The organism is Stenotrophomonas sp. NRRL B-14846, from assembly GCF_050473585.1.
Lineage (GTDB): Bacteria > Pseudomonadota > Gammaproteobacteria > Xanthomonadales > Xanthomonadaceae > Stenotrophomonas.
Window position 1 is genome coordinate 2,099,287 of the sequence record NZ_JBFLUN010000022.1, and the last position, 23,370, is coordinate 2,122,656.

The 23,370-nt window shown below is 67.3% G+C and carries 23 protein-coding genes; 14 read left to right on the forward strand and 9 right to left on the reverse strand.

All coding sequences use genetic code 11. The annotated features are described in order from the left end of the window. Positions 1 to 6 precede the first annotated feature (6 nt). Positions 7 to 2,478 carry an NAD-dependent DNA ligase LigA gene (gene ligA, locus AB1281_RS11945; RefSeq protein WP_430347000.1) on the reverse strand — a complete coding sequence of 824 codons (2,472 nt, stop codon included), beginning with the start codon at positions 2,476 to 2,478 and terminating at the stop codon, positions 7 to 9. A gap of 336 nt (positions 2,479 to 2,814) precedes the next feature. Here ligA and AB1281_RS11950 point away from each other — a divergent pair, with 336 nt between their 5' ends. Together AB1281_RS11950 and AB1281_RS11955 are read left to right on the forward strand one after the other, a co-directional pair. Next, the gene (locus tag AB1281_RS11950; protein WP_430346026.1) at positions 2,815 to 3,939 is read left to right on the forward strand and encodes a pyridoxal phosphate-dependent aminotransferase; all 1,125 of its coding nucleotides are present in this window, start codon (positions 2,815 to 2,817) and stop codon (positions 3,937 to 3,939) included. Positions 3,940 to 4,064: 125 nt separating this feature from the next. Beyond that, positions 4,065 to 4,511, forward strand: a complete 447-nt coding sequence (locus AB1281_RS11955) for an REP-associated tyrosine transposase (protein ID WP_014037731.1) — start codon at positions 4,065 to 4,067, stop codon at positions 4,509 to 4,511. 187 nt (positions 4,512 to 4,698) lie between these two features. On the opposite strand, the gene zipA is transcribed toward AB1281_RS11955, so the two are convergent. From zipA to AB1281_RS11990, 7 genes are all read right to left on the reverse strand, one after another. After that, complete coding sequence (gene zipA / locus AB1281_RS11960; protein ID WP_075677425.1) at positions 4,699 to 5,436, reverse strand: cell division protein ZipA; 738 nt, start codon at positions 5,434 to 5,436, stop codon at positions 4,699 to 4,701. A gap of 46 nt (positions 5,437 to 5,482) precedes the next feature. After that, entirely contained in the window at positions 5,483 to 8,986 is a 3,504-nt protein-coding gene (gene smc / locus AB1281_RS11965; protein WP_430346027.1) for a chromosome segregation protein SMC, read from the reverse strand. A gap of 259 nt (positions 8,987 to 9,245) precedes the next feature. Further along, complete coding sequence (gene rplI, locus AB1281_RS11970) at positions 9,246 to 9,695, reverse strand: 50S ribosomal protein L9 (RefSeq protein ID WP_014037734.1); 450 nt, start codon at positions 9,693 to 9,695, stop codon at positions 9,246 to 9,248. 105 nt (positions 9,696 to 9,800) lie between these two features. Further along, entirely contained in the window at positions 9,801 to 10,031 is a 231-nt protein-coding gene (gene rpsR / locus AB1281_RS11975; protein WP_002804494.1) for a 30S ribosomal protein S18, read from the reverse strand. Positions 10,032 to 10,042: 11 nt separating this feature from the next. Beyond that, the gene (gene rpsF, locus AB1281_RS11980) at positions 10,043 to 10,480 is read right to left on the reverse strand and encodes a 30S ribosomal protein S6 (RefSeq protein WP_006452997.1); all 438 of its coding nucleotides are present in this window, start codon (positions 10,478 to 10,480) and stop codon (positions 10,043 to 10,045) included. A gap of 185 nt (positions 10,481 to 10,665) precedes the next feature. Further along, on the reverse strand, positions 10,666 to 11,208 hold the full coding sequence (locus tag AB1281_RS11985) for a CbrC family protein (RefSeq protein WP_430346028.1): 543 nt from the start codon (positions 11,206 to 11,208) through the stop codon (positions 10,666 to 10,668). A gap of 90 nt (positions 11,209 to 11,298) precedes the next feature. Continuing rightward, positions 11,299 to 11,637, reverse strand: coding sequence for a HesB/IscA family protein (locus AB1281_RS11990; RefSeq protein WP_006452998.1), 339 nt, complete (start codon positions 11,635 to 11,637; stop codon positions 11,299 to 11,301). Between the two features lie 128 nt (positions 11,638 to 11,765). Here AB1281_RS11990 and asnS point away from each other — a divergent pair, with 128 nt between their 5' ends. The 12 genes from asnS to AB1281_RS12050 all read left to right on the forward strand — a co-directional run bounded on the left by asnS (position 11,766) and on the right by AB1281_RS12050 (position 22,276). Then, on the forward strand, positions 11,766 to 13,160 hold the full coding sequence (asnS, locus tag AB1281_RS11995) for an asparagine--tRNA ligase (protein ID WP_014037736.1): 1,395 nt from the start codon (positions 11,766 to 11,768) through the stop codon (positions 13,158 to 13,160). Between the two features lie 30 nt (positions 13,161 to 13,190). Further along, positions 13,191 to 13,490, forward strand: coding sequence for a hypothetical protein (locus tag AB1281_RS12000; RefSeq protein WP_005417403.1), 300 nt, complete (start codon positions 13,191 to 13,193; stop codon positions 13,488 to 13,490). A 7-nt stretch (positions 13,491 to 13,497) separates the two neighbouring features. Then, complete coding sequence (locus tag AB1281_RS12005) at positions 13,498 to 13,812, forward strand: hypothetical protein (protein WP_014037738.1); 315 nt, start codon at positions 13,498 to 13,500, stop codon at positions 13,810 to 13,812. Between the two features lie 7 nt (positions 13,813 to 13,819). Beyond that, positions 13,820 to 14,458 (forward strand): FMN-binding negative transcriptional regulator, encoded by a 639-nt coding sequence (locus tag AB1281_RS12010; RefSeq protein WP_430346029.1) that lies wholly within the window; start codon positions 13,820 to 13,822, stop codon positions 14,456 to 14,458. A gap of 72 nt (positions 14,459 to 14,530) precedes the next feature. Further along, positions 14,531 to 15,193 (forward strand): carbonate dehydratase, encoded by a 663-nt coding sequence (can, locus tag AB1281_RS12015; RefSeq protein WP_014037740.1) that lies wholly within the window; start codon positions 14,531 to 14,533, stop codon positions 15,191 to 15,193. Between the two features lie 19 nt (positions 15,194 to 15,212). After that, a complete protein-coding gene (locus AB1281_RS12020) occupies positions 15,213 to 15,734 on the forward strand; it encodes a 3-hydroxyanthranilate 3,4-dioxygenase (protein WP_014037741.1) in 522 nt (173 codons plus the stop codon). Positions 15,735 to 15,894: 160 nt separating this feature from the next. Further along, a complete protein-coding gene (kynU, locus tag AB1281_RS12025) occupies positions 15,895 to 17,169 on the forward strand; it encodes a kynureninase (protein ID WP_430346030.1) in 1,275 nt (424 codons plus the stop codon). Between the two features lie 31 nt (positions 17,170 to 17,200). Further along, complete coding sequence (locus tag AB1281_RS12030) at positions 17,201 to 18,568, forward strand: FAD-dependent oxidoreductase (RefSeq protein WP_430346031.1); 1,368 nt, start codon at positions 17,201 to 17,203, stop codon at positions 18,566 to 18,568. Beyond that, positions 18,568 to 20,007, forward strand: a complete 1,440-nt coding sequence (gene sbcB / locus AB1281_RS12035; RefSeq protein ID WP_075677414.1) for an exodeoxyribonuclease I — start codon at positions 18,568 to 18,570, stop codon at positions 20,005 to 20,007. The genes AB1281_RS12030 and sbcB overlap by 1 nt, the downstream gene beginning before the upstream one ends. Beyond that, entirely contained in the window at positions 20,004 to 20,690 is a 687-nt protein-coding gene (locus tag AB1281_RS12040; RefSeq protein ID WP_049463160.1) for a DUF2461 domain-containing protein, read from the forward strand. Before sbcB ends, AB1281_RS12040 begins: the two co-directional genes overlap by 4 nt. Continuing rightward, positions 20,690 to 21,682, forward strand: coding sequence for an aldo/keto reductase (locus AB1281_RS12045; RefSeq protein ID WP_075677410.1), 993 nt, complete (start codon positions 20,690 to 20,692; stop codon positions 21,680 to 21,682). The genes AB1281_RS12040 and AB1281_RS12045 overlap by 1 nt, the downstream gene beginning before the upstream one ends. Positions 21,683 to 21,724: 42 nt before the next feature. Beyond that, the gene (locus AB1281_RS12050) at positions 21,725 to 22,276 is read left to right on the forward strand and encodes a DUF2939 domain-containing protein (RefSeq protein WP_430344832.1); all 552 of its coding nucleotides are present in this window, start codon (positions 21,725 to 21,727) and stop codon (positions 22,274 to 22,276) included. A gap of 125 nt (positions 22,277 to 22,401) precedes the next feature. Here the strand turns inward: AB1281_RS12050 and AB1281_RS12055 are convergent, their stop codons facing one another. Continuing rightward, positions 22,402 to 23,346 (reverse strand): 5'-nucleotidase, encoded by a 945-nt coding sequence (locus AB1281_RS12055; RefSeq protein ID WP_430344833.1) that lies wholly within the window; start codon positions 23,344 to 23,346, stop codon positions 22,402 to 22,404. Positions 23,347 to 23,370 lie beyond the last annotated feature (24 nt).

The following is a 23,370-nucleotide window of genomic DNA, read 5'->3' on the forward strand; positions in this document are numbered from 1 at the left end:
GGGTCATCATTCGTGTTCGGCGAGGTAGGCCAGCAGGCGGTCTTCGTCCCATACCGGCACGCCCAGCGATTGCGCCTTGTCCAGCTTGGAGCCGGCCTCGGTGCCTGCCACCACGAAGCTGGTCTTCTTCGACACGCTGCCGGAAACCTTGGCACCCAGCGCTTCCAGGCGTTCCTTGGCGGCATCGCGGGTGAGCTGGGCCAGGGTGCCGGTCAGCACCACGGTCTGCCCATCCAGCGGGCCGGCCACGATCTCGGCCAGCGCCGGCGCCTTGGCCAGGATCTGCTGCATCGCCTTCTCGGCCGCCAGCAGCATCGCGCCGTGGCCATCTGCATCGAGCCAGTCGGCCAGACCGCGCGCGGTGTCGTCCGGCAGGCCGGCGTTGACGAACTGGCCATGCTCGGCATCCAGCACCGCCTGAGCGCCCGGCAACGCAGCCACCAGCTTCTCCGCACGCAGGCGGGTAATGCCGGGGATTTCCGATTCAACCAGCAGTTGCGCAAGATCCAGGCCTTCGCGCAGCTTGGCGCTGGGCGCGTGCACATCGCTGATGCGCACCTGCCCGACCTGCAGCAGGTCATCGATGGCCTGCTGGTTGCCCTGCTGCTCGAAGAAATGGCCGAGAGAACGCGCCACTTCGCCACCGATGTCCGGCACGCGCTTGAACAACGGCCATGGCAGGTGGCGGATCAGCTCCAGGTCACCGAACCACTGCGCCAGCGCCTTGGCCGTGCTCTCGCCGACGTGCTCGATGCCAAGCGCGAACAGCAGGCGCTCCAGCGTGGCCGCACGACTGGCATCGATTGCCGCGATCAGGTTGTCGGCCCACTTGGTGGCGATCTTCTTCGTGTTCCATTCGAAGCTGGCCGGCTGCGCCAGCGCCTGCGCGCGCCACGCCGGATCGTTGCCATCCAGCTTGAGCACCGCATTGAGCACCGCGCCGCTGCCTTCGGCCGGCAGGTGCAGCTTCAGCGCGGCCGCCAGTGCCGACGGATCCTCGGCGTCCAGCACCAGCTTCAGGTGCAGCAGCTGGTCGCGGTTGAGCCGGTACAGATCGGCCACGCTCCTGACGATGCCGGCGTCGACCAGGGTTTCGATGTACTTGTCGCCGAGGCCGTCGATATCCATCGCACGACGCGAAGCGAAATGGGCAATCGCCTCCTTGCGCTGCGCCGGGCAAGACAGTTCACCCGAACAGCGCCATGCGGCGGCACCTTCCTCGCGCACGATTTCCGAGCCGCACACCGGGCAGCGCGTCGGCATCTGCCAGGGCGTGGTGCCCTGCGGGCGGCGGTCGAGGATGACGCTGACCACTTCCGGGATCACGTCACCGGCACGGCGCACGATCACGCTGTCACCCACGCGCACATCCAGGCGTGCGATCTGGTCGGCGTTGTGCAGCGTGGCGTTGGATACGATCACGCCGGCCACAGCCACCGGCGCCAGCCGCGCAACCGGCGTGGCGGCACCGGTGCGGCCGATCTGGATCTCGATCGCCTCCACCGTAGTGCTCTGTTCCTGCGCCGGGAATTTGTGCGCGATGGCCCAGCGCGGCGCGCGCGAAACGAAACCCATCGCCTGCTGGCCGGCGCGGTCATCCAGCTTGTACACCACGCCATCGATGTCGAACGGCAGGCCATCGCGGCGCTCGCCGATGTCACGGTAGTAGCCCAGCAGGCCGTCGGTGCCTTCCACCACCTTGCACAACTCGCTGACCGGAAAGCCCCAGGCACCGAGCTGGGCCAGCGTGCCCGAATGGGTGTCCGGCAGCTCGCCGCCCTGCACTTCGCCGGTGCCGTAGGCGAAGAAACTCAGCCTGCGCTGCGCACTGATCTTCGGATCGAGCTGGCGCAGTGAACCTGCTGCCGCGTTGCGCGGGTTGGCCAGCACCTTGCCGCCCTGCTGGCGCGCACGCTCGTTGTAGGCCTCGAAGTCGGCGCGAGCCATGTAGACCTCGCCACGCACCTCCAGTACGTCTGGCCAGTCCTTGCCGTGCAGGCGCTTGGGAACATCGCCGATCTCACGCAGGTTGGCGGTCACGTCCTCGCCGGTACTGCCATCACCGCGGGTTGCGCCGAGTACGAAATGACCGTCCTCGTAGCGCAGGCTGATCGCCAGGCCGTCCATCTTCGGCTCGGCCGAGAACCGCAGGCTGCGACGGCCCAGGCGCTCATCGATGCGGCGCACGAAGTCGGCCACTTCCTCATCGCTGAAGGCATTGGACAACGACAGCATGGGCACCGCGTGGCGCACTTCGGGGAAGCGGCCGGACGGGCGCGCACCGACCTGCTGGGTCGGGCTGTCGGCACGGGCCAGTTCCGGGTGCTCGCGCTCCAGCGCTTCCAGCTCGCGCACCATCCGGTCGTAGTCGACGTCGGGGATTTCCGGCGCGTCCAGCTCGTGGTAGGCGCGGTTGGCCTGGGCGATCTGCCGGCGAAGGTCTTCGGCGCGTTCGGCGGGGCTGGGGCTCATCGGGATCCGGTGGTTCTGGGATGGCCGTGGATTCTACCGCGCCCGGCCGTCAGGCCCTGTAACGCCGCAGCCTTTGTAGCGTCGAGCTTGCTCGACTGGCACTCCCTCGTTCTGGTACGTGCCAACCACTCCCTAGCTCTGGTACGTGTCAACCACTCCCTAGCTCTGGTACGTGCCAACCACCCTCCCGCTCTGGTAGGTGCCAACCACCCTCCCGCTCTGGTAGGTGCCAACCTTGGTTGGCACATCTGTAGTCGAACATGGTTCGACTCCACGAAAAGCAGCTTGCCGCCCACCCCCACCAGCGCTAGCGTGAGACGGTTGCCCCTCGGAATCCCACCCGTGACCCTGCCTGCCTCCCGTCGACGCTTCCTGCAACTGGCCGGTGCCGGCCTCGCCGTCGCCAGCAGCGGCCTGCCGCAACTCGGCCAGGCCCAACCCGCGGCCGCCGTCGCCGCGCCCCCTGCCGAAGGCGCCGTACTACTGAACTTCAACGAATGCCCGTACGGCCCCTCCCCCGCTGCCCAGCAGGCGGCGCGCGACAGCATTGCCAGCTGCGGCCGCTACCGCTTCGCCCTGGCGGCACAGGTACGCGATGCCTTCATCGAGCAGGCCCGCATCCCGGCCGACCATGTGCGGCTCTATCCGGGCTCCAGCGAACCGCTGAACCGCGCCGCCACGTTATGGACCGGCCCGCAGGCGGGACTGGTGGTGGCCGACCCCACCTTCGAGACGCTCGGCGAGGTCGCCGCCGCACACGGTGCACACGTGCAGAAAGTGCCGCTGCGCGACGACGGCGCGCATGACCTGCGCGCAATGGTCGCCGCCGCGCATGAGCGCCCGACCGGGCTGCTGTACGTGTGCAATCCGAACAACCCGACCGGTTCGGTCAGCCCGCCGGATGAGCTCGCCTGGCTGCTGGCCCACAAGCCCGCTACCACCCGCGTGCTGGTCGACGAGGCCTACCTGCAGTACAGCGAGCAGCCCAGTCTGATCGAGCAGGTGACACAGCGCGACGATCTGATCGTGCTGCGCACGTTCTCCAAGCTGTACGGCATGGCCGGCCTGCGCCTGGGCGTAGCGGCCGCACATCCCGAGCGTCTGCGCGAGCTGGCCAGCCTGGGCGACAACCCGCTGCCGGTGCCCGCGCTGGCGGCGGCGCTGGCCAGCCTGCACGATCCGCAGCTGATTCCGCAGCGTCGCCTGCAGAACGCCAAGGTGCGCCAGGCCACCATTGCATGGCTGGGCAAGCGTGGTTTCAGCTGCGTTCCATCGGAAGCAAACTGCTTCGTGGTGGATGTGCAGCGCGACGGTGCGGCTTTTGCCAAGGCGATGGCGGACAACGGTGTGGTGATCGGACGCAGCTGGCCGATCTGGCCACAGCGCCTGCGCGTGACCGTCGGCAGCGAGGACGAGATGGCCGCGTTCCGCCGCGCGTTCGCGAAGGTGGCCGGCGTGCCGGCCTGACCCCACTCGAGTGGGAGCTGACCTGGCTCTCTGTAGAGTCGAGCCATGCTCGACTGGGGCCTTCCCTACAAGCCTGACCGCACTCAAGCGATACCCAAGCTGCCTCGGCCAGCCAATGCTGAGGCATGCCCAGTCCACGTCTACTGAGAGGCCGTTGGTCGCAACTGCGGAACGTCTACGCGATCACCACCGTCACTCACCAGCGCCATCGGCACTTTGATGATCCACACCAGGCCGCCGTCGTTGTAGCGGGCCTGCAGTGGATTCAGCAGGAGGGTCGATGCCTTAACCTCGCATGGGCGGTCATGCCAGATCACGTGCATTGGTTGATGCAACTGCGCTCAGGAACCCTTGCCGCGTCGGTGCAGATGATGAAATCCCGCTGCAGCCGACTCATAGGCATCGACGGGCCACTCTGGCAGCGCGGTTACCATGATCACGCTGTGCGATGTGATGAATCCCTGAGAAACCAGGCTCTGTACATCGCAGCGAATCCTGTCCGCGCCGGGCTGGCGGCACAGCTCGGCGATCATCCGTTTGCCTGGTGCCGGTGGTTAGATCGATCGCCCTAGAGGCGAGTCAGGGAGGGTCGACCCTGTAGAGTCGAGCCATGCTCGACTGGGGCTTACCCGGGGATCCGCAAGTCGAGCATGGCTCGACTCTACAGAAAGGCATTTATCAACAAAGGGCCCGGTCACGATGGCTTGGTCGGTCGCCCCAAGCTTGAGTCGAGCATGGCTCGACTCTACAGTTGGGCGCTTACCAGCGCGGGGTCTTGGTCAGCGGCGGGGCCTGGTGCTGGCGGTCGTAGGCGCGCAGTTCGTCACGGATGTGTGCGATGCGCTGGCGGCCCAGGGCGTTGCGGCTGTCATCCAGCACCACGCCATCCAGCAGTTCGGCCATGCGCTGCACCGTCGGCAGCATCTTCTCCCAGGCATCCAGCGCGGTCAGCGGCGCCGGCAGGGTCAGGAAGAAGGCGATGGCCGGGGTTTCCATGGCACGGATGTTGGCCATGTCGAAGCTGCCTGGCTTCATGATGCTGGCCATCGAGAAGATCGGCCCGCGCTCGGGATGGCCTTCCACCAGACGGTGGAACACGTTCATGTGGCCGAACACTAGGCCGGTCTTCTCCGCCGCCACCACGATGTCTTCGCCGCGCAGCTGCTCGCCGGCCCGGGCGGCCACGAACAGCGAAACGATCTTGTCGAAATCCTGGGTGGCGCGCTTGCCGAGATCGCTGGCACCCGGGTCGGTATCGGCCAGGCCGAGTTCGGCCTGTTCGCCTTCCGTGCCCATGCCCGGTTCGACGCGGCCATCGGCCACGACAACGCCGTCCTCGCCCAGTACCGGTTCGCGGCGCTCACCGCTGGTCGGTTCCGCGCCTTCCACGCGGCGCCCCTGGGGCTTCTTTTTCGGACGGCCAAACAGGAAGATCGCGGCGATCAACAGCAGGCCGGCGGCCAGGATGCCGATGCGCAACAGTGCCGTGTCGGACATTCGATAGGTTCTCCGGCTAGTTCATTCAGGTAACTAGGATGGCACGTCAGGCCGCGCCCGCCAATCGCGCGGCTTCTTCCAGGTCCACGCTGACCAGGCGGCTGACGCCCGGCTCGCGCATGGTCACGCCCGACAGCTGGTGCGCGGCCTCCATCGTCGCCTTGTTGTGGCTGACGAACAGGAACTGCACCTTCTCGCTCATTTCCTTGACCATGTTGGCCAGCCGGCCGACGTTGGCTTCGTCCAGCGGCGCGTCCACCTCGTCCAGCAGGCAGAACGGCGCGGGGTTCAGCTGGAAGATGGCGAACACCAGCGCCACCGCGGTCATCGCCTTCTCGCCGCCGGACAGCAGCGAGATGCTGGACACGCGCTTGCCCGGCGGGCGCGCCATGATGGTCACACCGGTGTCGAGCAAGTCTTCACCGGTCAGTTCCAGGTAGGCGTGGCCGCCACCGAACAGGCGCGGGTACAGCGCCTGCACGCCGGCGTTGACGCGGTCGAAGGTGTCCTTGAAGCGGCCGCGGGTCTCGCGGTCGATCTTGCGGATGGCATCCTCAAGGGTTTCCAGCGCCGTGGTCAGGTCGGTGTGCTGCGAATCCAGGTAGTCCGAACGCTGCGAGGCCTCGCCGTATTCGTGGATGGCGGCCAGGTTGACCGGCTCCAGCCGGCGCATGCGGCCATCGATCTGGTGCACGGCCTGCTCCCAGTCGCCCAGGCGGGCGTCCTCGGGCAGTGCGTTGAGCACGTCCTGCAGCACGAATCCGGCCTTCTCCACCGCGCCCTGCAGGGTGTCCGCGCTGAGCACCAGCGCCTGCTGGTCCAGCTTGCGCTGCGAAATACGCTCGCGCTGGGCCAGCGCCTGTTCGTCACGCTGGTGACGGGTCTGCTCGTAATTGCGCAGCTCGGCGTCGATGCCGTCCAGCAGCGTGCGCGCTTCGGTCAGCACGCGATCAGCCCGCACGCGCTCTTCCAGTGCATTCTGGTGCTCGGCCTGCAGCGATTCGACCGGCGAATCACCTTCGTCAAGCTGCGAATGCAGTTCGCCCAGTCGCGAATCCAACTGCCCGCGCTGGGTACCCATGCGCTCCAACGCCTGGCTCAGTGAAGCCAGCTGCGCACGCTGCGACTCCAGGGTCAGGGCCAGCGAATGCGAGCGCTCGCGCACCGCACGTGCGGCGTCGCGGGCCAGGTCGCGGGCCTCGGTCAGCTGGCGGCGCTCTCCCTCCAACCCCTGCCGGGTCGATTCCAGGTCACCCATGCTGCTGACCGCGTTCTCCAACCGCGAGCGCGCTTCACGCGCCTGCTCGTTGTTGGCTTCCAGCGTTTCCTGCAGCTGCTTCAGTTCGCCTTCGATGCGGTCGATGCGGGTACGCGCCGCTTCCACCTTGCCCTGCTGGCCCTGCAGCTGGCCAGCCAGCTCGGACACCGCACGGTGGGCCTGGTACAGCGCACGCTGCGCGTCTTCGCGCTGCTGTTCAGCCGCCTGCAACTGCTCGCGGAAACCACTCAGCTGTTCTTCCAGCTCGGCCTCGCGATCCTGCAGCTGTTCGATCTGCTCGCGCAGCTCGTTGATCTCGCGTTCGCGCAGCAGCGCGCCCTGCTGGGCTGCACCGGAGCGCGACACGCGCAGCCAGCCCTGGCCCAGGCGCTCGCCACTCTGGGTGATGATCGAATCGCCTTCCGGAAGGCTGGCCTGCAGGGCCTTCGCCTCGGACAGGTCCTTGGCAGCATGCAGGTGCGCAAGCAGGCGACGGATCGCCGCCGGGCCGCGCACGCGTGCCGCCAGCGAAGTCGGTGCAGCCTTGACGTCGGCACCCGCGCTGGCAACCAGCGCAATGTGGCCATCGCCGAGTTCGCCGAGGGCATCAACCAGGCTGCCCGGGTCATCGACCAGCACGCCTTCGATCAACTGGCCAAGCGCGCTTTCCACCGCATTTTCCCAGCCGGCATCGACGTCCAGGCGTTCGCCGACACGCGCCGCCGAATCCAGCCCGCGCGCCTTCAGCCACGCCACGGCAGCGCCCTGCTCCTGGCCCAGCGCAGCCTGCTGCAGGGTTTCCAGCGAAGCCAGGCGACCGCGCAGGCCGTTGGCCTGCTTGCGCAGTTCGGCCAGTTCATTCTGGCCATTGCGCTGCTGTTCCTGCACTTCCGCCACGCCCTGCTTGCGCAGCTCGACGTCTTCGCTCAATTCATCCAGCGCGGTCTTCTGCGTGTCGTGCTGCAGGTGCAGCTGCTCGAAAGCTTCTTCCAGCGCGTCCACGTCCAGCCCGGCGCGCTCAGCGGCCAGGGCCTCGCGACGGCGGTCGGCATCGAGGATCTGCTTGTCCAGGTAGTCCACGCGCGTGCGCTCGACATCACCGGCGCGCGAGGCCTCCGAACTCCGCGAAGTGTGCTGTTCCCAGCGCTGCTGCCAGCTGGCCAGCCGGTCTTCGGCCTCGCGCAGGCTTTCCTGCTTTATCTCGTTTTCTTCCTGCAGCTCCTCCAGCTGCGGGGTGGCGGCCTCGACCGCTTCGCGCAGCACCATCAGCTTGGCCTCGTCACCGCTGATGTGCTGGCCCAGTTCGGCCAGTGCCTGGCGGGTTTCATCGCGTGCCTTGTGCAGGCGCTGCGACAGCTCGCGCTGGTGCTGGATCTGCTGTTCCAGGCGCGCCAGCGTGCTGCCGACCTGGTAGACCGCAGCCTGCGCGGTGTTGAGCGCGTCGGCGGCCTCTTCGCGTCGAACGCGCGAGGTCTCGATGCGGGCCTCGGCGTCACGCTGGTCGGCGATCAGCTGCTGCAGCTTCGTCTCTTCCTGCGACAGCCCTTCGCGCAGCTTGGACAGGCGACCGTCCAACCCGCGGAACTCCAGGGCCTTCCACTCGGCATCCTTGACCCGGCGCTCTTCCTGCAGGGCCTGGTACTGCTCGGCCTGCTTGGCCTGGCGCTTGAGGTGCTCGAGCTGCTTGCTGATCTCGTCGCGCAGGTCGCCCAGCCGGTCCAGGTTCTCGCGGGTGTGGCGGATGCGGGTCTCGGTCTCCTTGCGGCGCTCCTTGTACTTGGAGATGCCGGCGGCCTCTTCCAGGTACACGCGCAGGTCTTCCGGGCGCGCCTCGATGATCTGGCTGATCATGCCCTGCTCGATGATCGAGTAGCTGCGCGGGCCCAGGCCGGTGCCGAGGAACAGGTCGGTGATGTCGCGGCGACGGCACTTGGTGCCGTTGAGGTAATAGTTGCTGGTGCCGTCGCGGCTGACCGTGCGCTTGACCGAGATCTCGTTGAACGAGGCGTACTCGCCCGAGATCGTGTGGTCCGAGTTGTCGAAGATCAGCTCGACGGTGGCCTGCGAGACCGGCTTGCGGGCATTGGAACCGGAGAAGATCACGTCGGTCAGCGAGTCGCCGCGCAGGCGGCTGGCCGAGCTCTCGCCCATGACCCAGCGCACGGCGTCGATGATGTTCGACTTGCCGCAGCCATTGGGCCCCACCACGCCGGTCATGTTGGTCGGCAGGTGCAGGGTGGTCGGATCGACGAACGACTTGAAGCCGGACAGCTTGATCGTGGAAAGACGCATAGGGGTTCCGGACTGGGGCCGGCAAGCGGCCTGCGTTTACCCTCCAAGTCATTGATCCTGCTGGGATCGATGCCCGTGGAACGGGTGTGACGCCCTGAGTATACCGATGTGGCCGTGTTCTACGAATGGGCGTGGAACATTGTCCAGCCCCACCCCGCCGGCCGGACGTGGCCCGACGCCACGAAACGGAGCCATAAAACAAAACGGGCACCCTTGCGGGCGCCCGTTCTGCGGTGATTCCAGGCCTTGCGGCGTGGGATCAGGCTTCGGCGACGACGACGACCTTGACGGTGGTCTCGACGTCGGCGTGCAGGTGGACCAGCACGTCGTATTCGCCGATGTTGCGGAAGGCGCCTTCGCCCAGGATGACTTCGCTCTTGCTGACCGGCAGGCCGGCAGCGGTGAAGGCATCGGCGATTTCGCGGGCGCCGACCGAGCCGTACAGCTTGCCTTCGGTCGAAGCGTTGGCCGGGATGGTCACGCTCGCGCCTTCCAGCTTGGCCTTGCGGGCGTCAGCGTCGGCGTGGATGGCCTGGGCCTTGGCTTCGTATTCGGCGCGCTTGGCTTCGAACTCGGCCTTGTTGCTCTCGGTGGCCGGAACGGCCTTGCCCTGCGGCACGAGGAAGTTACGGCCGTAGCCCGGCTTCACGTCGACCAGGTCGCCCAGGTTGCCGAGGTTGGTGACTTTCTGCAGGAGGATCAGCTGCATGGTATTGCTCCAGATGAGTTATTCGTTAGCGAGGCGATGCCCCGCAACAAAGGCTGTCCGAATAGCTGGCACAGCGGGGGCGGCACCAGGCCGCCCCGCCGGGCATCAGACGTCGTGGTTGTCGGTGTACGGGATCAGGGCCAGGAAGCGAGCGCGCTTGACGGCGGTCGCCAGCTGACGCTGGTACTTCGACTTGGTACCGGTGACGCGGCTCGGCACGATCTTGCCGTTCTCGGTCAGGTACTGGCGCAGGGTGTTGAGATCCTTGTAGTCGATCTCCTTCACACCTTCAGCCGTGAACTTGCAGAACTTGCGGCGACGGAAGAACTTGGACATGGGAAGGCTCCTTAGGCGGCGGAAGCGGCGTCGTCGCCGGCTTCGTTGTCAGCGGTGGTGGTGGACTCGCCTTCTTCGTCGTCACGACGACGGCGCTCACCGCGCTCCGGCTTGTCACCCTTCTCGTCCTTGCTCTTCATGATCAGCGACTGCTCGGTGTCAGCCTCGTCACGCTTGATGACCAGGTTGCGCAGCACGGCGTCGTTGAAGCGGAAGCTTTCGGTCAGTTCATTCAGAACGGCCTGGTCGGCTTCGATGTTCATCAGCACGTAGTGGGCCTTCACCAGGTTCTGGATCGGGTACGCCAGCTGGCGGCGGCCCCAGTCTTCCAGACGGTGGATGGTGCCGTTGCCGTTCTCGACCAGCGACTTGTAGCGCTCGATCATGGCCGGGACCTGCTCGCTCTGGTCCGGGTGGACCATGAACACGATTTCGTAATGACGACTCATGTTTTTTCTACCTTTCGGATGTGGCCTTGCGGCCGGACAGCCCCCCGCCGTTGAGACCGCGGTGGGGCAAGGATTCCCGCCAGGAAGGCAGGAAGCCGCGCATTATGCGGCAAGCGGCGCCACCGGGCAACCGGGCGGGAACCGGGCAACCTGAACGGGAGCGCCGGGCCATGTCCGGCACGTGCTCATCCCAGATCGACGTGAAGGCGATGCTGGCCGCATTCCAGGCACTGGAACAGGCAGCCGACCATCATCCCGTCCCGGCTCAGATGCTCCAGCACCCAGTCGGCGTCGCGCGGATTGATATCGACCACGTCAGGCCGGACCTGATCGAGGATCGGCAGCAGGTCGTCGCTACCGGCGTAGCCGAGGAAGGCGCAGGGCCGTTCGCAATGGCTCAACCAGACCGATTGCTGCCAGGACGAGTAGCCCGGGGTGCGCTCGCAGATCTCCAGCAGCAGCTCACGGGCGATGGTCGGCGGCGGATCGGCCGGATCCGGGGATACCCCCTCGATATCGCTCCAGCCGGTGAATTCACCCTCGTAACTGGCCGCTGCCCTGCCATCGGCGATACACCACGGGCACAGGTAATCGGGCTTCAGGGCGGTGTAGAACGGCCCGCGGTAGCGCAGTGTGCGCGTTTGGCCGCAGCAGTCGCAGACCCCCTCGACCTCTTCGAAGGAGAGGTCGTAGGCGTTGGGGTGATAGGTAAAAGCCGGTCGTTCCATCCGTGGGGTCCCTGCCGAGCCCAGCGTGCCGACCCAGGCCGGCATCTACCCGAGCACGCCTTGCCAGCGCAGGGCCATGCCCGGCGGCCGTCAGGCCTTGTCGGCGTCGGTGGTGAAGCTCTCGCCACAGCCACACTCGGCAGTGGCGTTGGGATTGCTGAACGTAAAGGTCTCGCTCAGTCCGTGCTTGCCGAAGTCGATCACGGTGCCGTCCACCAGCGCCAGGCTCTTGGCGTCGACGTAGATCTTCACGCCGTCCTGGTCGAACACGGTGTCGCCCTCACGCTCGTCGCGGGCCAGGTCGGTCACGTGGCCCCAGCCGGAGCAGCCGGTCTTGGTCACGCCGAAACGCAGGCCCAGCGCGCCGGGGGTCTGGGCAACGAAGCGCTGCACGCGCTCGAAGGCAATGGGGGTCAGGCTGACGGCCATGGGGCTACTCCAGAGGTACGGGGACATTATAAGGAGCCGTTGCCACGAAAAATGCCTCGCAAGCAGAACGCTGCAACCGGTAAACTCCCGTGTTCACAGATCGAGTCGATCAGCAGAGGATTCAAGTCATGACGGTGGTCAGCGTTGAACATGCGCTTGCCGGGAAGATCCCGGAAGGCGGCGAAGTCACGGTACGCGGATGGGTGCGCACGGTGCGCGGTTCAGCGAATCTGGCCTTCGTCAATGTGAGCGACGGCTCCTGCTTCGCCCCGATCCAGGTCGTGGCCGGCGACAGCCTGGCCAATTTCGATGAGATCAAGCGCCTGACCAGCGGCTGCTCGGTCATCGCCACCGGCACGCTGGTGAAGTCGCAGGGCAAGGGCCAGTCGTTCGAGATCCAGGCCAGCGCGCTGGAGGTGGTCGGCTGGGTCGAAGACCCGCTCACCTACCCGATCCAGCCCAAGCCGATGTCGCCGGAGTTCCTGCGCGAAGTGGCGCACCTGCGCCCGCGCACCAACCTGTTCGGCGCGGTCACCCGCATCCGCAACTGCCTGGCCCAGGCCGTGCACCGTTTCTTCCACGAGAACGGCTTCAACTGGATCAGCACCCCGATCATCACCACCTCCGACGCCGAGGGCGCCGGCCAGATGTTCCGTGTGTCCACCCTGGACATGGTGAACCTGCCGCGTGACGAGAAGGGCGCGATCGATTTCAGCCGCGACTTCTTCGGCAAGGAAACCTTCCTGACCGTATCCGGCCAGCTGAACGTCGAGGCCTACTGCCTGGCGCTGAGCAAGGTCTACACCTTCGGCCCGACCTTCCGCGCCGAGAACAGCCACACCACCCGCCACCTGGCGGAGTTCTGGATGATCGAACCGGAAATCGCCTTCGCCGACCTGGCCGAAGACGCGCGCCTGGCCGAAGAGTTCCTGAAGTACCTGTTCCGCGCGGTGCTGAACGAGCGTGGCGACGACCTGGCCTTCATCGCCGAGCGCGTGGACAAGAACGCGATCACCAAGCTGGAAGACTTCATCAACGCGCCGTTCGAGCGCATCGACTACACCGATGCGGTCAGCCTGCTGCAGAAGTCCGGCAAGAAGTTCGACTTCCCGGTCGAATGGGGCCTGGACCTGCAGACCGAGCACGAGCGCTGGCTGACCGAGGAACATGTCGGCCGCCCGGTGGTGGTGACCAACTATCCGGAACACATCAAGGCCTTCTACATGCGCCTGAACGACGACGGCAGGACCGTCGCCGCGATGGACGTGCTGGCCCCGGGCATCGGCGAGATCATCGGCGGCAGCCAGCGCGAAGAGCGCCTGGACGTGCTGGACGCGCGCATGGCCCAGTTCGGCCTGGACCGTGAGCACTACAGCTGGTACCGCGATTTCCGCCGTTATGGCTCGGTGCCGCACGCCGGCTTCGGCCTGGGCTTCGAACGCCTGGTGGTGTACGTCTGCGGGCTGTCCAACATCCGCGATGCGATCCCCTACCCGCGCGCCCCGGGCAGCGCGGACTTCTAAGCCCCACACGACCACGGAGGTACTGACCCCATGACCCTGTTCTTCGCCCTCTGTTTCGTCGGCGTTGCAGTGGCCGGGTTCAGTGCCTTCGTGATCTTCTGGCCGCTGACCCTGGTGCACGTGCGCGACCGCCATCCGGCGCTCGCCGAGCGCTTCGGCAGCGGCGCCTTCCTCAAGCCCGATGCCCTGGCCTGGCTGTTGCGCCGCGACTATCGCCAGCAGCCGGACCGCTCGCTGTCCGGGCTGGCGACGCCGGCCTGGGTATCGCTGCTGACCCTGCTGGCCGGACTGGGCATGGCCGCCCTGCTCTGGCTGGCCTCGCTCTGGTAATACCTCCATGAATGACATCTCCGCCTCGCGCGACAGCTGGTGGCTGGCCAGCCTCGGCAACACCCTGATCTGGGCGCGCCTGCGCGTTCGCCCGGCCGGCACCGCCGAGGTGCTCGACAGCGATGGCAACACGCTGAGCTATGACAGCGAAGACACCGCTCGTTCGCAGCTGTTCGACGCCGAGTTCGTCGAGTACGATGGCCTGGACGAGGAAGACGCGCTGGTGCGCGGTTTCAGCCTGCACGAAGTACAGCCACCACAGGCTGACAGTGATGAGGGCCTGCGCGGCCGCATGATCCAGTCGCTGGGCGGGCGCGCCTGACCCTCGCATGTTCACCCCGCGCGCCTTCGCCGAGACCGACCTGCTCTGGCTGGACCGCCTGCTGGCGCGCGACCCGTTCGTTACCGTGCTCACGCCCGGCAGCGATGGCCTGCCGGAACTGACCCGGATGCCGGTGCTGTACCGGCGTGATGGCGAGCGTGTCGAGCTGCGCGGGCACTGGGCCCGCGCCAACCCGCAGTCGCGCCACGGCGGCGCGGCCAAGGTACTGGTCGACGGCCCACACGGTTACGTCTCGGCCAGCTGGTACCCGGACAAGGAGCCCGCCGCGCGGGTGCCGACCTGGAACTACGTTGCTGCCGAGCTGCGTGGCCAGTTGCAGACCTTCGACGAAACCGATGCGCTGGCCGAGCTCGTCGGTGCGATCAGCGACCACTTCGAAGCCAGTGTCGGCCAGGCCTGGCAGTTCGATGCCACGCGTGCCGAACACGGCCCGGAGCTGCGCGCCATCGTCGGCTTCCGCTTCCAGGTCGAACACGTGCAGCTGAAGCTCAAGCTGAGCCAGAACCATCCCGATGCGAACCAGCGCGCAGTGATCGCCGAACTGGAACAGCTGGGCACCCCCTATTCCACCGAGTTGGCGCAGTGGATGCGCTGGCACCGCGAACAGGCCGCCCGCAGCGACTGAACGCCCCAGATTCCCGCGACGACGCAGCCGGACGGCTGCGGCGAGCCCCCACCCGACGCCAGGGACCCGTACATGAAAGACATCCACAAGCTGCTGCAGAACAACCGCGACTGGGCCGACCGGATCGAGAAGGAAGACCCTGAGTTCTTCCACCAGCTGGCCAAGCAGCAGCACCCCGAGTACCTGTGGATCGGCTGTTCCGATTCGCGCGTGCCGGCCAACCAGATCATCGGCATGGCCCCGGGCGAAGTGTTCGTGCACCGCAACGTCGCCAACGTGGTCGCCCACACCGATCTGAACTGCCTGAGCGTGGTGCAGTACGCGGTGGACCAGCTGAAGGTGAAGCACATCCTGATCGTTGGCCATTATGGCTGCGGCGGCGTGCATGCCTGCCTGCACAACACCCGCGTCGGCCTGGCTGACAACTGGCTGCGCCACGTCGGTGACGTGATGCAGAAGCACACCGGCATCCTCGATGCGATCGAGACCGATGAGCTCAAGCACGCGCGCCTGTGCGAACTGAACGTGATCGAGCAGGTCGCCAACCTGTGCCGCTCGACCATCGTGCAGGACGCCTGGGCCCGCGGCCAGAAGCTGATGGTGCACGGCTGGGTCTACAGCCTGAAGGACGGGCGCGTGCGCGAGATGGGCATCGACGTCGGTTCGCAGGAAGAACTGCAGCCGGCCTACGAAAAGGCCCTGTCCTACGTCCCGCGCAAGGGCAAGCGCGACTGATCCCTTACGGATGACCACCATGCTCGCTTCGCCGATCAACCTGCACGCCTGGATCGAAGAGAACCGCCACCTGCTGAAGCCGCCGGTGGGCAACAAGATGATCGACAACGGTGATTTCATCGTGATGGTGGTCGGCGGGCCGAACTCGCGCACCGACTACCACTACGACGAAGGCCCCGAGTGGTTCTACCAGCTCGAAGGCGAGATGGTGCTGAAGGTGCAGGAAGACGGCGCGGTGCGCGATATTCCGATCCGTGCCGGCGAGATCTTCCTGCTGCCGGCGAAGGTGCCGCACTCGCCGCGGCGCCCGCCCGGTGGCATTGGCCTGGTGGTCGAGCGCAAGCGCCTGCCGCACGAGATGGATGGCGTGATCTGGCATTGCGAGCGCTGCAACCACAAGCTGCACGAAGAGTATTTCCCGCTGCAGAACATCGAAACCGACCTGCCCAAGGTATTTGCGCGCTACCACGCCAGCCTGGAACTGCGCACCTGCAGCCAGTGCGGGCACGTGGACCCGCTGCCGGCGCCGGCGGCGGGCTGACCACCCGCCCCTGTAGAGCCGAGCCCATGCTCGGCTGCCGGGCCACGAAGCCGAGCATGGGCTCGGCTCTACAGCAATAGCGGTACGCAGGCATCCCGGGCGTCGGTCCCGCCGTGCCAGGCGCTACACTGGCGGTCCCGTTGCAGCCTGTTGCCCGACCATGTCCGACCTGCTCAGCCGCACCAACGCCATCGCCCTGGACGCCGCCGATCCGCTGCGCCCGCTGCGCAATGAATTCCTGATTCCGCGCCACGGTGGCGGCGAGCAGACCTACTTCGTCGGCAACTCGCTGGGCCTGCAGCCGCGCGGCGCGCAGGCAGCGGTGCAGGAAGTGATGAAGCAGTGGGGCGAGCTGGCGGTGGAAGGCCACTTCACCGGCCCGACGCAGTGGCTGTCCTACCACCGTCTGGTGAGCGCGCAGCTGGCCCGCGTGGTCGGCGCGCTGCCCAGCGAAGTGGTGGCGATGAACACGCTGAGCGTGAACCTGCACCTGATGATGGTCAGCTTCTACCGGCCGACCGCCCAGCGCCCGGTGATCCTGATGGAAGCCGGCGCGTTCCCGACCGATCGCCACGCCGTGGAAGCCCAGATCCGCTTCCATGGTTTCGACCCGGCCGAGTGCCTGGTGGAAGTGCAGCCGGACGAAGCCAACGGCACGATCTCGCTGAACGCCATCGAGCGCGCCATCACCGAACACGGCCCGCGCCTTGCGCTGGTGCTGTGGCCTGGCGTGCAGTACCGCACCGGCCAGGCCTTCGACCTCGATGCGATCACCCGCGCCGCACGCCTGCAGGGCGCACGCATCGGCTTCGACCTGGCGCACTCGGTCGGCAACCTGCCGCTGCGCCTGCATGACGTAGCCCCCGATTTCGCCGTGTGGTGCCATTACAAGTACCTCAACAGCGGCCCGGGGGCAGTCGCGGGTGCCTTCGTGCACGAGCGCCACCACCGCGACACCACCCTGCCGCGCTTCGCCGGCTGGTGGGGCCATGAGGAAGCCACCCGCTTCCAGATGGCGCCGCAGTTCACGCCGGCCATCGGCGCCGAGGGCTGGCAGCTGAGCAATCCACCGATTCTCGGCCTGGCACCGCTGCGTGCCTCGCTGGACCTGTTCGAGCGCGCCGGCATGGAAGCGCTGCGCAGCAAATCGCTGGCATTGACCGGCATGCTCGAGGCGCTGGTGCGCGCGCGCCTGCCGCAGGTGCTGGACATCATCACCCCGGCCGACCCGCAGCGCCGCGGCTGCCAGTTGTCGCTGCGCGTGATCGGTGGCCGCGAGCGTGGCCGCGCACTGTTCGAGCACCTGCGTGGCATCGGCGTGCTCGGCGACTGGCGCGAGCCCGACGTGATCCGCATCTCGCCCACCCCGCTCTACAACCGCTACCTGGACGTGCACCACTTCGTCGAGGAAGTGGAAGCCTGGGCCGGCCTTTAAGCCAGCCTCTCCTCTACTGCTGGACAGTTCGTTGATCGCACATGCTTCCCGCTCGTTGAGCATTGTTGGTGCCGGCCTGGCCGGGTCCCTGCTGGCCATCCTGCTGTCACGGCAAGGCTGGCGCATCACCCTGTACGAACGCCGCGGCGATCCGCGCGTGGCCGATTACGAGAGCGGTCGTTCGATCAACCTGGCGTTGGCCGAGCGCGGGCGCAATGCGCTGCGCCAGGCGGGTGTGGAGGACGAAGTGATGGCGCGCGCGGTGATGATGCGCGGCCGCATGGTGCACCCGCGCGACGGCGAACCACAGCTGCAGCGCTATGGCCGTGATGACAGCGAAGTGATCTGGTCGATCCACCGCAGCGACCTGAACACCACGCTGCTGGAACTGGCCGAACAGGCCGGCGCCACCGTGCACTTCCATCGCCGCCTGCACACCGTTGATTTCGATGCCGGCTACGCGCGTTTCATCGATGACCGCGACGACAGCCCGCACGACATCCGCTTCGACACCCTGATCGGTGCCGACGGCGCCGGTTCGGCACTGCGCGCGGCGATGAACCGCCGTGCGCCGCTGGGCGAGGACATCGCCTTCCTCGACCACTCCTACAAGGAGCTGGAGATCCCGCCGGCCGCCGACGGCAGCTTCCGCATCGAGCGCAATGCGCTGCACATCTGGCCGCGTGGCCATTACATGTGCATCGCCCTGCCCAACCACGAAGGCACCTTCACCGTCACCCTGTTCCTGCCCAACCAGGGCGATCCCAGCTTCGCCACGGTCAACACCGGTGCGCAGGCCGAAGCGCTGTTCGCACGCGAGTTCGCCGACACCCTGCCGTTGATCCCGAACCTGCGCGCGGACTGGGAACAGCACCCGCCGGGCCTGCTCGGCACGCTCACCCTGGAGCGCTGGCACCAGCACGGCCGCGCCGTGCTGATCGGCGATGCCGCGCATGCGATGGTGCCATTCCACGGCCAGGGCATGAACTGCGCGTTCGAGGACTGCGTTGCGCTGGCCCGCCACCTGATGGAGGCCGATGACCTGGAAGGCGCGTTCGCCGCGTTCGAAGCCGAGCGCAAGCCGAATGCACGTGCCATCCAGCAGATGGCGCTGGAGAACTACCTGGAGATGCGCGACCGCGTCGCCGATCCCGCGTTCCTGCTGCAGCGCGAACTGGAGCAGGAACTGCAGCGGCGCTGGCCGACCCGTTTCGTACCGCACTACACGATGGTCACCTTCCTGCACACGCCCTACGCCGAGGCGCTGCGCCGTACCGAGCTGCAGCGCGACATGCTGGTGGCCGCCACCGCCGGTCACGATTCACTGGACAACATCGACTGGGCCGCACTGGAAGCGCAGATCCACGCGCTGCTGCCGGTCCTGGAGGGCGCGCACTGATGGCCGACAGCTTCCTGTTCTACGACCTGGAAACCTTCGGCCAGGACCCGCGCCGCACGCGCATCTCGCAGTACGCCGCGATCCGCACCGACGCCGACCTCAACGAAATCGACACCCCGGTCAGCTTCTTCGTGCGCCCGGCCGATGACCTGCTGCCCTCGCCGATGGCCACCTTGGTCACCGGCATCACCCCGCAGCAGGCCCTGGCCGAGGGCATCAGCGAGGCCGAGGCCTTCGACCGCATCAACGAGCAGCTGTCGCGCCCCGGCACCTGCGCGCTGGGCTACAACACGCTGCGCTTCGACGATGAGTTCGTCCGCTACGGCCTGTTCCGCAACTTCCACGACCCGTATGAGCGCGAGTGGCGCAACGGCAATTCGCGCTGGGACCTGCTGGACATGCTGCGGCTGATGCGCGCGATGCGTCCGGACGGCATCCAGTGGCCGCTTCGCGAGGATGGCGCCACCTCGTTCAAGCTCGAGCACCTGGCCGAGGCCAACAACGTGCGCGAGGGTGATGCGCACGAAGCGCTGTCCGACGTACGCGCCACCATCGGCATGGCACGCCTGTTCAAGCAGTCGCAGCCACGCCTGTGGGACTACGCGCTGAAGCTGCGTGACAAGCGCTTCGTCGGCAGCCTGCTGGACGTGGCCGCGATGAAGCCGGTGCTGCACATTTCCATGCGCTACCCGGCCAGCCGCCTGTGTGCGGCCCCGGTGCTGCCGCTGGCCGTTCACCCGACCATCAACAACCGGGTGATCGTGTTCGACCTGGAAGGCGAGATCGACGACCTGCTGGAACTGCCGGCCGAAGTGATCGCGCAGCGCCTGTACATGCGCGCCAGCGAGCTGCCCGAAGGCATGGCGCGGGTGCCGCTGAAGGAAGTACATCTGAACAAGGTGCCGGCGCTGATCGCCTGGAACCACCTGCGCGCCGATGACCACGCGCGCCTCGGCCTGGACGTGGCCGCGATCGAGGCCAAGGTGGAACGGCTGCGCGCGTTCGCCCCAGAGCTGGCCGAGAAGGCCCGGCAGGTCTACAACCAGCCCCGCGCCGCCACCGTGGTCGACGTCGATGCCTCGCTGTACGACGGCTTCCTCGGCAATGGCGACAAGCCGCTGCTTGCACTGGCACGCACCACCGCTCCGGAGCAGCTGGCCGCGCTGGAAGGCCGTTTCCGCGACCCGCGCCTGCCGGAGCTGCTGTTCCGCTACCGCGCACGCAACCACCCCGACAGCCTCGCGCCGGCGGAACGCCAGCGCTGGCAGGATTACCGCCGCCAGCGCCTGCTCGGCGACGGCGGGCTGGGCGAACTCAACCTGCCCCAGTACCAGCAGCAGCTCGATGCACTGGCCGCCGAAGCGCCCGACGACGCGCGGCGCCAGGCCCTGCTGCAATCGCTGCGCGACTGGGGCCAGCACCTGCAGGAGACGCTGTGAGCACCTACTTCTCGGACGCCAGTTTCAAGTTCCTGCGCAGCCTGGCGCGGCACAACGACAAGGCCTGGTTCAACGACCACCGCCAGCAGTATGAAGACCACGTACGGCAGCCGTTCCTGCGCCTGCTGGGCGACCTGCAGCCGGCCCTGGCCGAGGTCAGCGAGCATTTCCGCGCCGATACCCGCGGCGTCGGCGGCTCGCTGTTCCGCATCCATCGCGACGCGCGCTTCTCCAACGACAAGTCACCGTACAAGACCTGGCAGGGCGCGCGCCTGTTCCATGAGCGCCGCCGCGAGGTGGCCGCGCCTTCGTTCTACGTGCACCTGCAGCCCGGCGAGAGCTTCGTCGGTGCCGGCCTGTGGCATCCGGAGCCTGAAACCCAGCGTCGCGTGCGCCACTTCATCCTCGACAACCCGGGCAGCTGGAAGGCCGCCGCGCATGCGCCGGCCCTGCGCAAGCGCTTCGATTTCGAGGAGAGCGAGAAGCTGGTGCGGCCCCCGCGTGGCTTCCCGGCCGACTTCGAGTTCATCGACGACCTCAAGCACCGCAACTGGGTGATGTGGCGCTCGCTGGACGATGCCACCATGACCGGCCCGCGACTGCTGTCCACGCTGGGCAAGGACCTAGCCGCCCTCGGTCCATTCGTCGACTACCTGTGCGCCGCGCTGGACCTGGAGTTCTGATGTCGCAGGATCTTCCGCTGGCCCGCCAGCGGCGCGTGCTCGGCCGCACAGGCCTGGCCGTTTCACCGATCGGCCTGGGCTGCTCCGGCTTCTGGGGTCATCGCCGCTTCCCCGAGCATGAGGCGGCCGCCGTGGTCGAGCATGCGCTCGCCCATGGCGTGAACCTGCTCGATACCGGCCACAACTATTCCGGCTTCCATGCCGAGCCGCGCCTGGGCCGCATCCTGCGCCCGTTGCTGAAGCAGTACCCGCGCGACGCGCTGGTGATCTCCAGCAAAGGCGGCACGCTCACCGGCCAGGCCGGCATCAGCGGCGCCGAGCAGCGCAACTTCTCGCCCGCGGCCATCACCGCCAGCTGCGAGGCGTCGCTGCGTAACCTCGGCCTGGATCATCTGGACCTCTACCAGCTGCATGGCGCCAGCGAACACGACATCAATGACGACCTGCTGGCCGCGCTGCAACGCCTGCGCGAACGCGGCCTGATCCGCCACACCGGCATCAACACCCACTCGGCATCGACCCTGCGCTGGATGATCGCCCATCCCGACGCGTTCGATGTGGTGCTGCTGGACTACAACGCCCTGCAGCAGGACCGCGAACCGCTGATCGACCAGCTGCAGGCGGTGGGCATTGGCGTGCTGGCCGGCACCGTGCTGGCGCAGGGTCACCTGTTGCCCGCGCGCCCTCGCCTGCCACGGCTGGCCGATGGCTGGTACCTGGCGCGCGCCTGGCTGAAACCCAGCAGCCGCCAGCTGATGCGCAGTGCCCGCCAGATGCGGCGCGCCATGGGCGCGATCCATAGCCAACGCCCGGCCCAGACCGCCTTCGCCTATGCGCTGGGCCATCCCGGCGTGGCCAGCGGCATCCTCGGCACCACCCGCACCCGCAGCCTCGACGAGGTGCTGGCGACGCGGCTGGAAGCACTGACCCCGGCCGAACGGCAACAACTGGTCGATGCCTTCGGTGACGGCCGTGGCTCGCCCAGTCATTGAGTCTTCACCCGGCACTGCCGCCATTGCGGCAGTCTGGTCGGCATGAAGAAACTCACCGCACTCATTGTGCTGCTGGTCCTGGCCGTCGCGGCCTGGTGGTTCGGCGGCCCCTACATGACCGTCAATGGCCTGTCCAAGGCCATCGAGCAGCGCGACACTGCCCGCCTGGAGCGTTACGTCGATTTCCCGCGCGTGCGCAGCAGCCTGCGTGCGCAGCTCAATGACTACCTGGTGCGCCAGGCCGGCCCCGACGTGGCAGCCAGCCCGTTCGGCGCCCTGCTCTATGGCCTGGGCGACCAGCTTGGCGGTGCTGCGGTGGAGACCATGGTGACCCCGACCGGGATCGGCGCGATGCTGCAGGGCCACGTGCTGTGGAAGCGTGGCCGCAATGAACTGCAGGGCGGCGATGCCTTCGGTGCGACCGAACCGGCGCGGCCGCTGAAGCATGCCGAGCACCATTTCGAGGCACTGGACCGCTTCGTGATCGATGTCGATCGCGGCCCCGGCCAACCGCCGCTGAAGGTGGTTCTTGAACCGCAGGGCCTGCGCTGGAAGGTGGTGGACCTGCAGCTGGGGATGTCCGGCAGGCCGTGACCGGACCCGTGGCCTGACGGCAATGCCAACCAAGGTTGGCGACTACCAGGGCACAGCGCCCTGGTAGGTGCCCACCTTGGTGGGCACGGAAGCATGGCAGTGCCAGGCACCGACCCGTCGTGCCCTCAGCTCTCGTTGGCGACACCATGTGGTACGTGGCCGGCGGCCACATGCTCGCGGGCACTGTCGATGTTGTGCTGCGAATCATCGAAGAAGATGTCGGCGCCGAACGCCTGCAGGAACGGCCCCTTGTGGCGACCACCGAGGAACAGCGCCTCGTCCAGGCGCACGCCCCACTCGCGCAGGGTGCGGATCACCCGCTCATGCGCCGGTGCCGATCGCGCGGTGACCAGTGCGGTGCGGATCGGCGCACTCTCGCCGGCCGGGAACACTTCCTGCAATGTATGCAGGGCCGACAGGAAACCGCGGAACGGACCGCCGCTGAGCGGCTCGCGGGCGCGTTCGCGCTCGTGGCGGCCAAAGGCTTCCACGCCCTGCTCGCGCGAAATGCGCTCGCTCTCGTCACCGAAGATCACGGCGTCACCGTCGAAGGCGATGCGCAGCTGGCCGGCCGGGCGACCGGTATCGATCTGGTCGGCCGCCGCAGCGGCGGTCTCGCCAGGCGGCTTGGGCAGGATGGTCGCCGCCGCAATGCCATGCCGCAGCGCGCTGCGCACCGATTCCGGGTTGGCCGACAGGAACAGGTCGGTACCGAACGGCTTCACGTACGGCCAGGTCGGCTCGCCGGCGGTGAACGTCGCACGGATGATGCCCAGGCCGTAGTGCTGGATCGAGTTGAAGATGCGCAGGCCGGTATCGGCCGAGTTGCGCGACAGCAGGATCACCTCGACCCGTGGGCTCTCCGGGCTGGCGCCCTGGTTCAGCGCCAGCAGCTTGCGCACCACCGGGAAGGCCACGCCGGGGCCGAGGATATCGTCCTCATGCTGGCGCTGGAATTCGGCATAGGCCGCCACGCCATCACTCTCGAACAGCGCATGGCTTTCCTCGAGGTCGAACAGGGCGCGCGAGGTCACCGCGACGGTCAGCAAACGGGGGGAGTTGTCGCCCATCGGTGGGGGTCCTTCAAGCGGTCG

Excerpts from the sequence above, each read along its gene's own strand:
- AB1281_RS12050 (WP_430344832.1), top strand. The coding sequence starts at position 21,725 with ATGAAGAAACTCACCGCACTCATTGTGCTGCTGGTCCTGGCCGTCGCG.
- can (WP_014037740.1), top strand. The coding sequence starts at position 14,531 with ATGAAAGACATCCACAAGCTGCTGCAGAACAACCGCGACTGGGCCGAC.
- rpsR (WP_002804494.1), bottom strand. The coding sequence starts at position 10,031 with ATGTCCAAGTTCTTCCGTCGCCGCAAGTTCTGCAAGTTCACGGCTGAA.
- AB1281_RS12010 (WP_430346029.1), top strand. The coding sequence starts at position 13,820 with ATGTTCACCCCGCGCGCCTTCGCCGAGACCGACCTGCTCTGGCTGGAC.
- AB1281_RS12000 (WP_005417403.1), top strand. The coding sequence starts at position 13,191 with ATGACCCTGTTCTTCGCCCTCTGTTTCGTCGGCGTTGCAGTGGCCGGG.
- AB1281_RS11985 (WP_430346028.1), bottom strand. The coding sequence starts at position 11,208 with ATGGAACGACCGGCTTTTACCTATCACCCCAACGCCTACGACCTCTCC.
- asnS (WP_014037736.1), top strand. The coding sequence starts at position 11,766 with ATGACGGTGGTCAGCGTTGAACATGCGCTTGCCGGGAAGATCCCGGAA.
- sbcB (WP_075677414.1), top strand. The coding sequence starts at position 18,568 with ATGGCCGACAGCTTCCTGTTCTACGACCTGGAAACCTTCGGCCAGGAC.
- smc (WP_430346027.1), bottom strand. The coding sequence starts at position 8,986 with ATGCGTCTTTCCACGATCAAGCTGTCCGGCTTCAAGTCGTTCGTCGAT.
- AB1281_RS12045 (WP_075677410.1), top strand. The coding sequence starts at position 20,690 with ATGTCGCAGGATCTTCCGCTGGCCCGCCAGCGGCGCGTGCTCGGCCGC.
- rpsF (WP_006452997.1), bottom strand. The coding sequence starts at position 10,480 with ATGAGTCGTCATTACGAAATCGTGTTCATGGTCCACCCGGACCAGAGC.
- AB1281_RS12055 (WP_430344833.1), bottom strand. The coding sequence starts at position 23,346 with ATGGGCGACAACTCCCCCCGTTTGCTGACCGTCGCGGTGACCTCGCGC.
- zipA (WP_075677425.1), bottom strand. The coding sequence starts at position 5,436 with ATGTCCGACACGGCACTGTTGCGCATCGGCATCCTGGCCGCCGGCCTG.
- rplI (WP_014037734.1), bottom strand. The coding sequence starts at position 9,695 with ATGCAGCTGATCCTCCTGCAGAAAGTCACCAACCTCGGCAACCTGGGC.
- AB1281_RS11990 (WP_006452998.1), bottom strand. The coding sequence starts at position 11,637 with ATGGCCGTCAGCCTGACCCCCATTGCCTTCGAGCGCGTGCAGCGCTTC.
- kynU (WP_430346030.1), top strand. The coding sequence starts at position 15,895 with ATGTCCGACCTGCTCAGCCGCACCAACGCCATCGCCCTGGACGCCGCC.
- AB1281_RS12020 (WP_014037741.1), top strand. The coding sequence starts at position 15,213 with ATGCTCGCTTCGCCGATCAACCTGCACGCCTGGATCGAAGAGAACCGC.
- AB1281_RS12005 (WP_014037738.1), top strand. The coding sequence starts at position 13,498 with ATGAATGACATCTCCGCCTCGCGCGACAGCTGGTGGCTGGCCAGCCTC.
- AB1281_RS11955 (WP_014037731.1), top strand. The coding sequence starts at position 4,065 with ATGCCCAGTCCACGTCTACTGAGAGGCCGTTGGTCGCAACTGCGGAAC.